The sequence below is a fragment of the Pseudomonas alcaligenes genome, from assembly GCF_041729615.1.
GTDB lineage: Bacteria > Pseudomonadota > Gammaproteobacteria > Pseudomonadales > Pseudomonadaceae > Aquipseudomonas > Aquipseudomonas alcaligenes_B.
The window spans coordinates 2,662,926-2,677,276 of record NZ_CP154874.1; the positions used below are offsets into that span (position 1 = coordinate 2,662,926).

Annotated in this window: 9 protein-coding genes; 6 read left to right on the forward strand and 3 right to left on the reverse strand. The window is 69.5% G+C overall.

Annotated elements, in window-relative coordinates; genetic code table 11:
* From AAG092_RS13000 to gcvP, 6 genes are all read left to right on the forward strand, one after another.
* Positions 1 to 1,218 carry a 2-octaprenyl-3-methyl-6-methoxy-1,4-benzoquinol hydroxylase gene (locus AAG092_RS13000; protein WP_373387006.1) on the forward strand — a complete coding sequence of 406 codons (1,218 nt, stop codon included), beginning with the start codon at positions 1 to 3 and terminating at the stop codon, positions 1,216 to 1,218.
* 108 nt (positions 1,219 to 1,326) lie between these two features.
* Complete coding sequence (locus AAG092_RS13005; RefSeq protein WP_373387007.1) at positions 1,327 to 2,328, forward strand: extracellular solute-binding protein; 1,002 nt, start codon at positions 1,327 to 1,329, stop codon at positions 2,326 to 2,328.
* A 101-nt stretch (positions 2,329 to 2,429) separates the two neighbouring features.
* A complete protein-coding gene (locus tag AAG092_RS13010; protein WP_110682849.1) occupies positions 2,430 to 4,049 on the forward strand; it encodes an iron ABC transporter permease in 1,620 nt (539 codons plus the stop codon).
* 141 nt (positions 4,050 to 4,190) lie between these two features.
* Positions 4,191 to 5,273, forward strand: a complete 1,083-nt coding sequence (gene gcvT, locus AAG092_RS13015; RefSeq protein ID WP_110682850.1) for a glycine cleavage system aminomethyltransferase GcvT — start codon at positions 4,191 to 4,193, stop codon at positions 5,271 to 5,273.
* An 83-nt stretch (positions 5,274 to 5,356) separates the two neighbouring features.
* Positions 5,357 to 5,746 carry a glycine cleavage system protein GcvH gene (gcvH, locus tag AAG092_RS13020; protein ID WP_110682851.1) on the forward strand — a complete coding sequence of 130 codons (390 nt, stop codon included), beginning with the start codon at positions 5,357 to 5,359 and terminating at the stop codon, positions 5,744 to 5,746.
* Positions 5,747 to 5,847: 101 nt separating this feature from the next.
* A complete protein-coding gene (gene gcvP / locus AAG092_RS13025; RefSeq protein ID WP_373387008.1) occupies positions 5,848 to 8,724 on the forward strand; it encodes an aminomethyl-transferring glycine dehydrogenase in 2,877 nt (958 codons plus the stop codon).
* 92 nt (positions 8,725 to 8,816) lie between these two features.
* Here the strand turns inward: gcvP and AAG092_RS13030 are convergent, their stop codons facing one another.
* From AAG092_RS13030 to AAG092_RS13040, 3 genes are read right to left on the reverse strand one after another with little or no spacing between them, the layout of a single operon-like run.
* Positions 8,817 to 12,581 (reverse strand): EAL domain-containing protein, encoded by a 3,765-nt coding sequence (locus AAG092_RS13030; RefSeq protein ID WP_373387009.1) that lies wholly within the window; start codon positions 12,579 to 12,581, stop codon positions 8,817 to 8,819.
* Positions 12,582 to 12,637: 56 nt separating this feature from the next.
* Positions 12,638 to 13,951, reverse strand: a complete 1,314-nt coding sequence (locus tag AAG092_RS13035) for an ATP-binding protein (RefSeq protein ID WP_373387010.1) — start codon at positions 13,949 to 13,951, stop codon at positions 12,638 to 12,640.
* Positions 13,948 to 14,346, reverse strand: coding sequence for a hypothetical protein (locus AAG092_RS13040; RefSeq protein ID WP_373387011.1), 399 nt, complete (start codon positions 14,344 to 14,346; stop codon positions 13,948 to 13,950). Before AAG092_RS13040 ends, AAG092_RS13035 begins: the two co-directional genes overlap by 4 nt.
* Between the last annotated feature and the right edge of the window lie 5 nt (positions 14,347 to 14,351).

Sequence of the window (14,351 nt, forward strand, 5' to 3'; positions counted from 1 at the left end):
ATGCAAGCGGACCTGATCATCGTTGGCGCCGGCATGGTCGGCAGCGCCCTGGCCCTGGCCCTGGAGCACAGCGGCCTGGAGATCCTGGTGGTCGACGGTGGCCCGCTCAGCGTCAAACCCTTCGCTGCCGAGGGCGCCTTCGAGCCGCGGGTCAGCGCGCTGTCCGCCGCCAGCCAGCGCATCCTCGAACGCCTCGGCGTGTGGGACGGCATCGCCGCGCGGCGCGTGTCGCCCTACCGCGACATGCGAGTGTGGGACGGCTCCGGCACCGGCAGCGTGCATTTCGCCGCCGCCAGCGTGCATGCCGAGGTTCTCGGCCATATCGTCGAGAACCGCGTGGTCCAGGATGCCCTGCTCGATCGCCTGCACGACAGCCATATCGGCCTGCTCGGCAGCGCCCGCCTGGAGCAGCTGCGTCGCTCCGGTGATGGCTGGCTGCTGACCCTGGCCGACGGCCGCGAGCTGCGCGCGCCGCTGCTGGTGGCCGCCGACGGCGCCAACTCGGCGGTGCGCCGCCTGGCCGGCTGCGCCACCCGCGAATGGGATTACCTGCACCACGCCATCGTCACCAGCGTGCGCTGCGAGCGGCCGCACCAGGAAACCGCCTGGCAGCGCTTCACCGACGACGGTCCACTGGCCTTCCTGCCGCTGGCGCGCCAGGGCGACCAGCACTGGTGCTCGATCGTCTGGTCGACCGTGCCGGCCGAGGCCGAGCGCCTGATGGCGCTGGACGACGAGGCGTTCCGCCACGAACTGGGTAAGGCCTTCGAATGGCGCCTGGGCCAGGTCACGGCGGCCGACCCGCGCCTGTGCATCCCGCTGCGCCAGCGTCACGCCAAGCGCTACGTGGAGAGCGGCCTGGCGCTGATTGGCGACGCCGCCCACAGCATCCACCCGCTGGCGGGGCAGGGGGTCAACCTCGGCTTCCTCGATGCCGCAGTGCTGGCCGAAGTGCTGCTGCATGCGCTGCAGCGCGGCGAGCAGCCCAACGACGTGCGCGTGCTCAGCCGCTACGAACGCCGGCGCATGCCGCACAACCTGGCGATGATGGCGGCCATGGAGGGCTTCGAGCGCCTGTTCCAGGCCGACCCGCTGCCGCTGCGCCTGCTGCGCAACAGTGGCCTCAACTGGGTCGACGAACTGCCGGACGCCAAGGCCCTGTTCGTCCGCCGTGCCCTCGGCCTGGTCGGCGATCTGCCCGCGCTGGCCCAGGCCTGAGGCGGGGGCGGGCAACACCCGGTAACGCTGCGGCCTAAAGTCACGTTGATAAGCTAAATAGCATTCACTACCATTCAGCCTCTTTCGAAACAACAAGAGGCAGCACCCATGCAGCTCCGCTCCGGTTTCCTGGCCACTCTGGCCCTCTCCGCCCTGGCCGGCACCGCCCAGGCCGCCGATGAGATCGTGGTCTACACCGCGCGTATCGACGAACTGATCAAGCCGGTGTTCGACGCCTACACCGCCAAGACCGGTACCCCGATCAAGTTCATCACCGACAAGGAAGCCCCGCTGCTGGCGCGCCTCAAGGCCGAAGGCGAGAACACCCCGGCCGACCTGCTGATCACCGTCGACGCCGGCAACCTCTGGCAGGCCGAGCAGGAAGGCGTGCTCAAGCCGCTCAAGTCCCCGGTCATCGAAGCCAACATTCCCGCCCAGTACCGCGCCAGCAGCGGTGCCTGGACCGGCCTGTCGCTGCGCGCGCGGACCATCTTCTACTCCACCGAGCGGGTGAAGCCGCAGGAGCTGTCGACCTACGAGGCCCTGGCCGACAAGAACTGGGAAGGCCGCCTGTGCCTGCGCACCAGCAAGAAGGTCTACAACCAGTCGCTGACCGCCACCCTGATCGAGGCCCATGGCGAGGCCAAGACCGAGGAAATCATCAAGGGCTGGGTGAACAACCTGGCCACCGACGTGTTCGCCGACGACACCGCGCTGCTGCAGGCCATCGACGCCGGCCAGTGCGACGTCGGCATCACCAACACCTATTACTACGGTCGCCTGGCCAAGCAGAACCCGGCGCTGAAGGTCAAGCCGTTCTGGCCAAACCAGGCCGACCGTGGCGTGCACGTCAACCTCTCCGGTGCCGGCGTGACCCAGCATGCCCCGCATGCCGAGGCCGCCCAGCAGCTGCTGGAGTGGATGACTTCGGCGGAGGCGCAGAACCTGTTCGCCGACCTCAACCAGGAGTACCCGGCCAACCCGGCGGTCAAGCCGTCCGCGGAAGTGGCGGCCTGGGGCGAGTTCAAGGCCGACAGCGTGCCGGTCGAAGTGGCCGGCAAGCGCCAGGCCGAAGCCACCAAGCTGATGGACCGCGCCGGCTGGAACTAAGCCGCGACCGGGTGTCGCGTCGCTCAATCGCGGCGTGACACCGTTATACTCAACGCCCCGGCCCGCCCGGGGCGTTTCGTTTCCGCCTGCCAGGAGTCCGCGTGAGCCATTCCGTACAGCGCCGCTGGTATCCCATCGCGCTCGCCATCGCCGCCCTGGTGCTGCTGCCGCTGTCGGTGCTGCTGCTGTCCTGGCACGAGGTCGATGGCGAGATCTGGGCGCATCTGTGGGCCACGCAGATGCCGCGCCTGCTGGGCAACACCCTGCTGCTGGTCAGCGGGGTGAGCGTCGGTGTGGTGCTGCTCGGCGTCAGCCTGGCCTGGCTCACCAGCCTCTGTGAGTTTCCCGGGCGGCGTTGGCTGGACTGGGCGCTGATGCTGCCCTTCGCCATCCCCGCCTATGTCCTGGCCTTCGTCTTCGTCGGCCTGCTGGATTTCGCCGGGCCGCTGCAGAGCCTGGCGCGTGAGTGGTTCGGCAGCGGCATCCGCTTCCCGCGGGTGCGTTCCAGCGGCGGGGTGATCCTGGTGCTGGTGCTGGTGTTCTACCCCTACGTCTACCTGCTCGCGCGCGGCGCCTTCCTGGCCCAGGGCAAGGGCCTGATGGAGGCGGCGCGGGTGCTCGGCCTGTCGCCCTGGCAGGCGTTCTGGCGGGTGGCCCTGCCGATGGCGCGGCCGGCCATCGGCGCCGGCCTGGCGCTGGCGATCATGGAGACCCTGGCCGACTTCGGCGCCGTCTCGGTGTTCAACTTCGACACCTTCACCACCGCCATCTACAAGACCTGGTACAGCTTCTACAGCCTGTCCAGCGCCACCCAGCTGGCCAGCCTGCTGCTGCTCGCCGTGCTGCTGGTGCTCTACGGCGAGCGCCGTGCCCGCGGCGCCAGCCGCCCGGCCAGCGAGCGGCCGCGCGGAAAGCCGCTGTACCGCCTGCACGGCTGGCAGGCCTTCGCCGCCAGCGCCTGGTGCGGCCTGGTGTTCGCCTGCGCCTTCGTCGTGCCCATGCTGCAGCTGCTGGTGTGGTTCTGGCAGCGCGGCCGCTTCGACCTGGACGAGCGCTACGTCGGCCTGATCCTGCATACCCTCTGGCTCGGCGCCAGCGCGGCCCTGCTCACCGTGGGCGTGGCCCTGCTGCTGGCCTTCGCCCGCCGCCAGGCGCCGACCCGGCCGATGCGCGCGCTGGTCAGCACCGCCAACCTGGGTTACGCGCTGCCCGGTTCGGTGCTGGCGGTGGCCATCATGCTGGCCTTCAGCTGGTTCGACCGCGAGCTGGTGATACCGCTGTCCGCCTGGCTCGGCGGTGCCGGCAAGCCACTGCTGCTGGGCAGCCTGTTCGCCCTGCTGCTGGCCTACCTGGTGCGCTTCATGGCGGTGGCCTACGGCCCGCTGGAAAGCAGCCTGGCGCGCATTCGTCCGTCGCTGCCGCAGGCCGCGCGCAGCCTCGGCGTCGGCGGGCCGGCGCTGTTCCTGCGGGTCTACCTGCCGCTGCTGCTGCCAGGGGCACTGTCGGCGGCGCTGCTGGTGTTCGTCGACGTGCTCAAGGAAATGCCGGCCACCCTGCTGATGCGCCCCTTCGGCTGGGACACCCTGTCGGTACGCATCTTCGAGATGACCAGCGAGGGCGAATGGGCGCGCGCCGCGCTGCCGGCGCTGACCCTGGTGCTGGTCGGCCTGCTGCCGGTGATCGGCCTGATCCGCCGCTCGGCCCGCCAGCCCGGGCACTGACCGGCTTCTGACCGGTCGGTCGGCTACCGGGGTGACCGGGCGCGTGCGCGGGGCTACAATGCGCGCCTGCTTACGCAGCCGTCCATGAACCCCGCACCCGCCGCCAACCGGCAGGGCAGGGGCCCGCAGAAGGAGTTATCCATGGGACAGCGTACACCCCTGTATGAACAGCATCTGGCGCTCGGCGCCAAGATGGTCGATTTCGGCGGCTGGGACATGCCGCTGCACTACGGTTCCCAGGTCGAGGAGCACCACCAGGTGCGCCGCGACTGCGGCGTGTTCGACGTCTCCCACATGACCGTGGTCGACATCACCGGCGCCCAGGCCAAGGCCTGGCTGCAGCACCTGCTGGCCAACGACGTGGAGCGCCTGAAGACCCCCGGCAAGGCCCTCTACAGCGGCATGCTCAACGAGCGCGGCGGGGTCATCGACGACCTCATCGTCTACCTCACCGACTTCGGCTACCGCATGGTGGTCAACGCCGCCACCCGTGACAAGGACCTGGCCTGGATGCAGGCGCAGACCGCCGGCTTCGAGGTCGTCCTCAACGAGCGCGCCGAGCTGGCCATGCTCGCCATCCAGGGCCCCAACGCCCGCGCCAAGACCGCCGAGCTGGTGACCCCGGCGCGCGCCGCGCTGATCCACGAGCTCAAGGTGTTCCAGGGCCTGCCGGAAGGCGACTGGTTCATCGCCCGCACCGGTTACACCGGCGAGGACGGCCTGGAAATCATGCTGCCGGCCGTCGAGGCCCCGGCCTTCCTCAGTGAACTGGTCGGCGCCGGCATCGCCCCGATCGGCCTGGGCGCGCGCGATACCCTGCGCCTGGAAGCCGGCATGAACCTGTACGGCCAGGACATGGACGAAGACACCTCGCCGCTGGCCGCCAACATGGCCTGGACCATCGCCTGGGAGCCGGCCGAGCGCCAGTTCATCGGCCGCAGTGCCCTGGAGCGCCAGCGCGCCGAAGGCAGCCAGCCCAAGCTGGTCGGCCTGGTGCTGGAAGAGCGCGGCGTGCTGCGCGCCCACCAGGTGGTGCGGGTGGAAGGCGTGGGCGAGGGCGAGATCACCAGCGGCAGCTTCTCGCCGACCCTGAACAAGTCCATCGCCCTGGCCCGCGTGCCGGCCGCCACCGGCGACCGCGCCGAGGTGGAGATTCGCGGCAAGTGGTATCCGGTGCGCGTCGTGCAAGCGAACTTCGTGCGCAACGGTAAAGCTGTCATCTGATTCGGATGGCGCGGGGCAGAGCCCGCGCCAGCTGCTAAATTTTCCGGGCGGCCGATCCGCCCAGCGATTTCGAGGAGTACGACATGAGCAACATTCCCGCCGATCTGCGTTACGTCGCCAGCCACGAGTGGATCCGCCTGGAGGCCGATGGTTCGGTCACCGTGGGCATCACCGACCATGCCCAGGAAGCCCTGGGTGACGTGGTCTACGTCGAGCTGCCGGAAGTCGGCAAGCAGCTGGCCAGCGGCCAGGAAGCCGGCGTGGTGGAGTCGGTGAAGGCCGCCTCGGACATCTATGCGCCGATCTCCGGCGAAGTGCTGGCGGTCAACGAGGCCCTGGCCGATGCCCCCGAGCAGGTCAACGGCGAGCCCTACGCCGCCTGGTTCTTCAAGCTCAAGCCGAGCAACCCGGCCGAGCTGGAAGAGCTGCTCGACGCCGCCGGCTACCAGGCCGTCTGCTCCGCCGATGCCTAAGGTGTCTGGCCGCGTCTAGCACGCGGTCTGCGCCGCGCAACCCGATTTCCGCTGTCGAGCCTCGATCCGTCGAGGCTCTGTCATTTTCCGAGAGCCACGCCATGTCCCAGACGCCCCGTCTCGATCAACTGCAACAGCCCGATGCCTTCCTTCGCCGCCACCTCGGCCCGGACGCCCGCGAGGAGCAGGCCATGCTCGACGCCCTCGGCGTCGCCAGCCGCGAAGAGCTGATCGTGCAGACCGTGCCGCCGGCCATCCGTCTCAACCGCGAGCTGGACCTGCCGGCGGCGCTGGACGAGCAGGGCGCCCTGGCCAAGATCAGGGGCTATGCCGAGCAGAACCAGCTGTGGACCAGCCTGATCGGCATGGGCTACCACGGCACCATCACCCCCACGGTGATCCTGCGCAACCTGCTGGAGAACCCGGGCTGGTACACCGCCTACACCCCCTACCAGCCGGAAATCGCCCAGGGTCGCCTGGAGTCGCTGCTGAACTTCCAGCAGCTGACCATCGACCTGACCGGCCTGGACCTGGCCAGCGCCTCGCTGCTCGACGAGGCCACTGCCGCCGGCGAGGCCATGGCCCTGGCCAAGCGTGTGGCGAAGAGCAAGAGCAACCTGTTCTTCGTCGACGAGAACAGCCACCCGCAGACCATCTCGGTGGTGCAGACCCGTGCCGAAGGCTTCGGCATCGAGGTCAAGGTCGGCGCGCTGGACGAACTGGCTGGCCTGGAAGTGTTCGGCGCTCTGCTGCAGTACCCGGACACCCACGGCGAGATTCGCGACATCAAGCCGCTGATCGAGCAGCTGCACGCGCAGAACGCCCTGGCCTGCGTGGCCACCGACCTGCTCAGCCTGCTGCTGCTGACCCCGCCGGGTGAGCTGGGGGCCGACGTGGTGTTCGGCTCGGCCCAGCGCTTCGGCGTACCCATGGGCTACGGCGGTCCGCACGCGGCCTTCTTCGCCACCCGCGACGCATTCAAGCGCGCCATGCCCGGCCGCATCATCGGCGTGTCCAAGGACGCCCGTGGCAACACCGCGCTGCGCATGGCCCTGCAGACCCGCGAGCAGCACATCCGCCGCGAGAAGGCCAACTCCAACATCTGCACCTCGCAGGTGCTGCTGGCCAACATGGCCAGCTGCTACGCCGTCTACCACGGCCCGCAGGGCCTCAAGCGCATCGCCCAGCGTGTGCATCGCCTGACCGCCGTGCTGGCCGCCGGCCTGGAGCAGAAGGGCGTCAAGCGTGACAACCAGTTCTTCTTCGACACCCTGACCCTGGATGTCGGCGGCATGCAGACCGCCATCATCGAGTCGGCCAAGGCTGCGCGCATCAATCTGCGCATCCTCGGCCGCGGCAAGCTGGGCGTGAGCCTGGACGAGACCTGCTCGGAGCAGACCGTCGAGCAGCTGCTGTGCATCTTCCTCGGCGCCGACCACGGCCTGTCCGTCGCCGAGCTGGATGCGAGCCTGGTCAACGATGGCATCCCGGCCGCCCTGCAGCGCACCTCGGCCTACCTGACCCACCCGGTGTTCAACAGCCACCACAGCGAAACCGACATGCTGCGCTACCTCAAGCGCCTGGAGAACAAGGACCTGGCGCTGAACCAGGCCATGATCCCGCTCGGTTCCTGCACCATGAAGCTCAACGCCACCAGCGAGATGATCCCGGTCACCTGGCCCGAGTTCGGTGCCCTGCACCCCTTCGTGCCGGCCGACCAGGCCGCCGGCTACAAGCTGATGATCGACGAGCTGGAAGCCTGGCTGCGCGCCATCACCGGCTTCGACGCCATCTGCATGCAGCCCAACTCCGGCGCCCAGGGCGAGTACGCCGGCCTGCTGGCGATCCGCAAGTACCACGAGAGCCGCAACGAAGGCCACCGCGACATCTGCCTGATCCCGGCCTCGGCCCACGGCACCAACCCGGCCTCGGCGCAGATGCTCAACATGCGCGTGGTGGTGGTCGAGTGCGACGCCGCCGGCAACGTCGACATGGCCGACCTCAAGGCCAAGGCGGCCGAAGCCGGCGACAAGCTGTCCTGCCTGATGATCACCTACCCCTCGACCCACGGCGTGTACGAGGAAGGCATCCGCGAGATCTGCGAGATCGTCCACAGCTTCGGCGGCCAGGTGTATATGGATGGCGCCAACCTCAACGCCCAGGTCGGCCTGGCGCGCCCGGCCGACATCGGCGCCGACGTGTCGCATATGAACCTGCACAAGACTTTCTGCATCCCGCACGGCGGCGGCGGCCCGGGCATGGGCCCGATCGGCGTGCGCGCGCACCTGGCGCCCTTCGTCGCCAACCACCCGGTGGTCGAGCTGCAGGGGCCGAACCCTCAGAACACCGCGGTCAGCGCCGCGCCCTGGGGCAGCGCCAGCATCCTGCCGATCAGCTGGATGTACATCGCCATGATGGGCCCGCAGCTGGCCACCGCCACCGAGACCGCAATCCTCAACGCCAACTACCTGGCCAGCCAGCTCAAGGGCGCCTTCCCGGTGCTCTACAGCGGCCGCAACGACCGCGTCGCGCACGAGTGCATCTTGGATTTGCGTCCGCTCAAGGCGGAGACCGGCATCAGCGAGGAGGACGTGGCCAAGCGCCTGATGGACTACGGCTTCCACGCCCCGACCATGAGCTTCCCGGTACCGGGCACGCTGATGATCGAGCCGACCGAGAGCGAGTCGAAGGAGGAGCTGGACCGCTTCATCGAGGCGATGCTGAGCATCCGCGCCGAGATCGCCAAGGTCGCCAGCGGCGAGTGGCCGGCGGACAACAACCCGCTGAAAAACGCGCCGCACACCCTGGCCGACGTCACCGGCGTGTGGGATCGTCCGTACAGCATCGCCGAGGCGGTGACGCCGTCTGCCCACACCCTGGCGCACAAGTACTGGCCGGCGGTGAACCGCGTGGACAACGTCTACGGCGACCGCAACCTGTTCTGCGCCTGCGTGCCGATGGACGACTACCGCGAGTAAGGAGCTGCCCGTGATCCGGCCCGCGAGATCCTGGGTCGGTTCCGTGCTTCAGCGCCGATGCAGAGGCCGCCCATGAGGCGGCCTCTGTGTTTCTAGCCGGCGTGGTGCGCCATCCACTGCAGGAACTCGGCCTCGGCCAGTGGCCGGGCAAAGTGGTAGCCCTGGCCCAACGAACAGCCCTGCTGGCGCAGCCAGTCGAGCTGGGCGGGGTTCTCGATGCCCTCGGCCACGCACTCCAGGCCGAGGTTGCGGGCGATCACCAGGATGGTCTGCACCAGCAGGCGACCGCTGTCCTCGGCGCCTTCCAGGTCGTTGATGAAGCTGCGGTCGACCTTCAGGCGGTCCAGCGGCAGGCGCTTGAGGTAGGTCAGCGAGGAGTAGCCGGTACCGAAGTCGTCGATGGCGAAGCGCACGCCGCGCTGTCGCAGCGCATGCATGGTGGCGATGCAGTGCTCGACGTCCTCCAGCAGCACGCCTTCGGTGATCTCCAGTTCCAGCGCGCCGCTGGGCAGGTCGTGGCGTTGCAGGCAGGCCTCTATGCGCGCGGCGCAGTCGTGCTGGCGCAGTTCGCGCGGGCTGAGGTTGACCGCCAGCACCAGCTGCGGCCACTGCCGTTGCCAGCGTGCCAGGCAGGCGCAGGCCTGCTCCAGCACCCAGTGGCCGAGCTCGCGGATCAGCCCGGTTTCCTCGGCCAGTGGGATGAACTGCGCCGGCGGGATCTCGCCGCGCTCCGGATGGCGCCAGCGCAGCAGCACCTCGGCACCGGCGACCCGGCCGGTGGCCAGCGCCAGTTGCGGCTGGAACACTAGGTACAGCTGCCCGCGCGCCATCGCCTGGCGCAGTTCGCTCTGCAGCTGCAGGCGCTGGTCGATCACCGCCTGCATCTCCGCGGCGAAGAAGTGCAGGGCGTTGCGCCCGGCATGCTTGGCCCGGTACATGGCGGTGTCGGACTGCTTGAGCGCATCGGCGGCGTTCTGCCCCGGCAGCGGGTGCAGGGTCACGCCGATGCTGGCGGTCACCGCCAGGTCGTGCTCGTGGATATGGAAACTGCCCTGCAGGCTGGCCAGCAGCTTGTCGCCCACCTCGGCGGCCAGTTCGGCGGCCTGCTCCTGGCTCTCGGCCAGGGCCTCCAGCAGCACCACGAACTCGTCGCCCCCCAGGCGCGCCAGGGTGTCCTCGGCGCGCAGGTGCTGCCCCAGGCGCGCGGTGACCTCGCGCAGCAGGGCATCGCCGACCGGGTGGCCGAGGCTGTCGTTGACCGTCTTGAAGTGGTCCAGGTCGATGAACAGCAGGGCGCCGAAGCTGCCCTCGCGGCGCTCGCGGGCCATGGCGTGCTGCAGGCGGTCCTGCAGCAGGCGGCGGTTGGGCAGGCCGGTCAGCTCGTCGCTGTAGGCCAGGCGTTCGATCTCGCGCTGGTAGCGCTGGCGCTCGGAGATATCGGTGATGCTGGCGCGGATCAGCAGCGGTTCGCCCGGCATGCGCACCAGGCGCACCTCGCAGGGCAGCAGGCGACCGCCACTGTCGCGGTGCAGCCACTCGAACACCGGGGTCTGGCCGGCGATGGCGGCCTCGACATGCCCGCGGCTGAGCGGTTCGGAGAGGCTGCCGTCGGCCTGGCGCGGCGGGCTCAGCTCGCTCGGCTTGCGCCCGAGCAGATCGCTGCGGGCGAGGCGGAACAGGCGCAGGGCATTGGCGTTGGCATCGATGATGCCGCCTTCCGGGTTGAACAGCAGGATGGCCTCCGGCGCGTGCTCGACCAGGGTGCGGTAGCGCGCCTCGGCCTCGCGCCGCGCGGTGATGTCCTCCACCAGGGTCAGGCAGGCCTCCAGGCGACCCTGCGGGTCGCGCACCGCGCGCAGGCTGAGGCGGGTGTAGACCGGGCTGCCATCCTTGCGCAGGAAGCGTTTCTCCAGCTCGTAGTCGTCGCGCCGGCCATCGCACAGGTCGGCGAACAGCGCCTCTTCCTGCTCGAGGTCCTGCGCGTGGCTGATCTCCAGCCAGTGGCTGGCGCGCAGCTCGTCGCGGCTGCGGCCGAGGATCTGGCACAGCTTGGCGTTGACCTCCAGCCACTGGCGCTGCGGGCTGACCATGGCCATGCCGACCAGCGGCGCCTCGAAGAACAGCCGCAGCCACTCGTCGCGCTCGCGCAGCCGGCGCTCGGTGAGCTTGCGCGCGCTGATGTCCTGGATCGCCCCATATAGCCGCACCACGCGCTTGCCATCCAGCTCCGGCAGGCCCTTGAGGCGTATCCAGCGCTGCGTGCCGCGGGCGCCGATCAGGCGTACCTCCATGTCGAATGGCTCGCCGTTGGCCAGCACTCGCTGCAGGGTCTCGTTCATCAGGCGCTGGCTGGGCTCGTCGTAGCGCGCCAGGGCGCCCTGCATGTCCGGCGCGCCGCCGGCAGGGTCCAGTTCGTTGAGGCGGAAGCAGCCCTCGGTCCAGTACATGCGCTGGCTGGCCACCTCCAGCACCCAGCCGCCGATGTCGGCCACCGCCTCGGTCTGGGTCAGCAGGTGGGTCTGGCGCAGCAGCTCCTCGCGGCGCGCGGCCAGCTCGGTGGCCAGGCACTCGCGCTGGGTCACGTCGTGGTTGAGGGCGATCACATGGCTGAGCCGGCCCTGCTCGTCGAGCAGCGGGGCGATGGTCACCTCGTTCCAGAACGGCTGGCCATTCTTGCGCACGTTGCGCAGCACCTCCTGGTGCACCTGGCCGCGCGCGATGGCCTGGCGGATGCGCAGCAGCTGCGGTGTCTCGCCCTGTTCGGCCAGCAGCAGGCGGCTGGAACTGCCGATGAGTTCCGCCCGGCTGTAGCCGCTGATGCGCTCCATCGCCGGGTTGCAATAGATGAAGGGCACCTGCGCCTGGCGCACATCGGATATCGATACGCCGAGCGGGCAGGCCTGCAGGGCCAGGTTGGCCAGGGTCAGCTCCTTCTGCATCGCCTCGCTGTGCTGCAGGGCGTTGTGCAGGTCGCCCAGGGCGCGGCCGACCAGCAGGGCGGCGATCATCAGCAACAGCACGCTGAAGTGCATTTCCAGATGTTGCAGGCTGTGCCAGTCGATACCGGCGAAGCCGCCGAGCAGCGGCATGGCGAGCACCGCCAGGCTGGTCAGTGCCCCGCCCCAGAGCGCACCGCCAAAGCCCCAGAGCAATGCCAGGGCCAGCATCATCGCGCCGATCATCGGCAATACCAGCAGCAGCGGCAGCCACAGCAGCAGGAGCGGCACGCCGAGCAGCAGCGCGCCGGCCAGCCACCAGGGCAGATGCCGGGCCGCCTGTGGCGGCGGTCCGCTCGCGCCGGGCGCGGCCAGGGCCCAGCCGCGGCGGCGCAGCCAGGGGGTGGCCAGCACCAGCAGCGGCAGGCTGGTGCCCAGCACGGTCAGGCTGTCGGCCAGCCACAGGGTCAGCGCGGTCTGCCGCCACTGCTCACTGGCCAGCTGGCCGCTCAGCTGCAGGTTGCCCTGTACCCAGAGCCCGACCAGCAGCGCCGGCAGCAGGGTGCCGAGGAGGATGAAGGCGAGCAGGCTGCGCACGTCCGGCAGCTGGGCGTCGCAGCGCCGCTGCTTGAGCAGCAGCCAGGCGAGGCCGATGCACAGGGTTTCCGGCAGGGCGTAGAGCGGCGCCCAGCGCCAGTCGAGCCCCCACAGGGGAATGCTGAACAGGGCGTTGAGGTAGAGCGCCGGCAGCACCCGCGGCCCCCACCAGAGAATGAAGGCCAGGCCGAGGGCGAACGGCAGGTACCAGAGCGCCGCGCCGCTGACGAACTGGGTCGAGAGGGACATCCAGGTTCCCAGGTGGAGCAGTGGCAGCGGCAGCCACCAGGTCCACCTCGGCAGTCGGTCGGAATCCACAGCCATGCTGACCTCATGCTGATCACCAGAGCAGCATAGATCACGGCGCTAGAGCGGCGGGCTCAATTGGCGTCGCGTGGCAGCAGCAGCCCCAGTGGCAGGCAGATGCGCGCCTCCAGGCCGCCGCCGGAGCGGTTGCGCAGCTCCACGCTGCCGCCATGCAGGGCGGCGATGCGCTTGACGATGGCCAGGCCGAGGCCGGTGCCCTTGCCGCCACGGGCGCGGTCGCCGCGGATGAAGGGGTTGAAGATCTCGCCCATCTCCGCCGGCGCGATGCCCGGGCCGCGATCCAGCACGCTGAGTACTACGTAGGGCGCGGCACTGTCGCCGGAGACATAGGCGGCCACTTCAACGCCCTTGCCGCCATAGCGCAGGGCGTTGTCCAGCAGGTTGACCAGCAGGCGCTTGAGCGACACGCGGCGCAGCGGGAAGGGCGGCACCGGCTCCAGGCACAGGCGCACCCGCTCGCTGTGCTGGTTGTAGGGCGCCACCGTCTCGCGCACCAGCTCTTCCAGCAGGGTCGGTTCCGGCTTCTCGTCGCGGCCGTCGCGGATGAAGGCGAGGAACTGGTCGAGGATGGTGTCCATGTGCTCGATGTCGCGGACCATGTCCTCGGTCAGCTCGGCATCGCCGCCGAGCATCTCCAGTGACAGGCGCAGGCGGGTCAGCGGCGTGCGCAGGTCGTGCGATACCCCGGCCAGCATCAGCTCGCGCTCGCGCGCGGCCTGCTCGACGTCCTCGGCCATCTGGTTGAAGGCGCGGTACACCTCGGTCATCTCGCTCGGCGTGTCGCCCACTGGCAGGCGCACGCTGCGCCCCTGGCCGAGCTGGCGGGCGGCGAACACCAGGCGCTTGAGCGGGGCGCTGAGCTGGCGCACGAAGATCCAGGCGGCGGCGGTGGACAGCAGGCCGATGCCGAGGAACCAGCCGAGTACGCTCCAGATGCGCTGGCCGCGCAGCGGGTGCGGATACAGCGGCACCTGCACCCAGCCATCGCCCAGGCTCGGCGCCCGCACCCAGAGCGCCGGCGGGTTGCGCACCCGCACCCGCACCTCGGTGTCCGGACCCAGCTCGGCCTGCATCTGCCGCTGGAAGATCTCCGAGTAGGGCCAGTGCTGCTCGGTCGGCGGCACTGCGCTGGCTTCTATGCGTTCCAGGGTCGCCGCCTTGGCGATGTGCGCGCGGTCTTCCGGCGCGGCCGCCCAATAGGCGCGCAGGGTCAGCGCCGCGCCGTGGCTGTACTGGCGGTCGACCAGCACGTCCTCGTTCATCATCAGGTAGACCAGGGTCAGCGCCTTGGAGAACAGCACGACGATGAGCACCAGCCACAGGGTGCGGGCGAAGAAGCTTTGCGGGAACCAGACGGGGGTTTTCATCGGGCGAACCCTTGGCGAACGGGAGGGCGGAGCGGCCACAGGCATTGGCCTGCGAGCGACAGAGCAAAGCCGGCCAGTGCACACAACTGCAACAGCAGGAAACGATAGGGGTGGGCCCATGGGCCAGAGGGATTGGCCAGCAGCGTCAGCAGTACGGCGAACGTCAGCCAGGCTGCCAAGAACAGATGCAGGCGCCTGCTAGGCCAGCGCAGTGCTGCGACATTCTGTACCAGCACCCAGGCGACGAATAGGTAGAGCGCGAGCTGAACCGTGATGCCCCAGCCGACACCGCCGCGCACACTGCGGCCATGGTCGGCGGCCACCATCACGGCAGCTTCATGCAACATCATGAACGACAGCACGGCCGCCGCACTGAGCAGCAATATCTGCAGCACGGCCG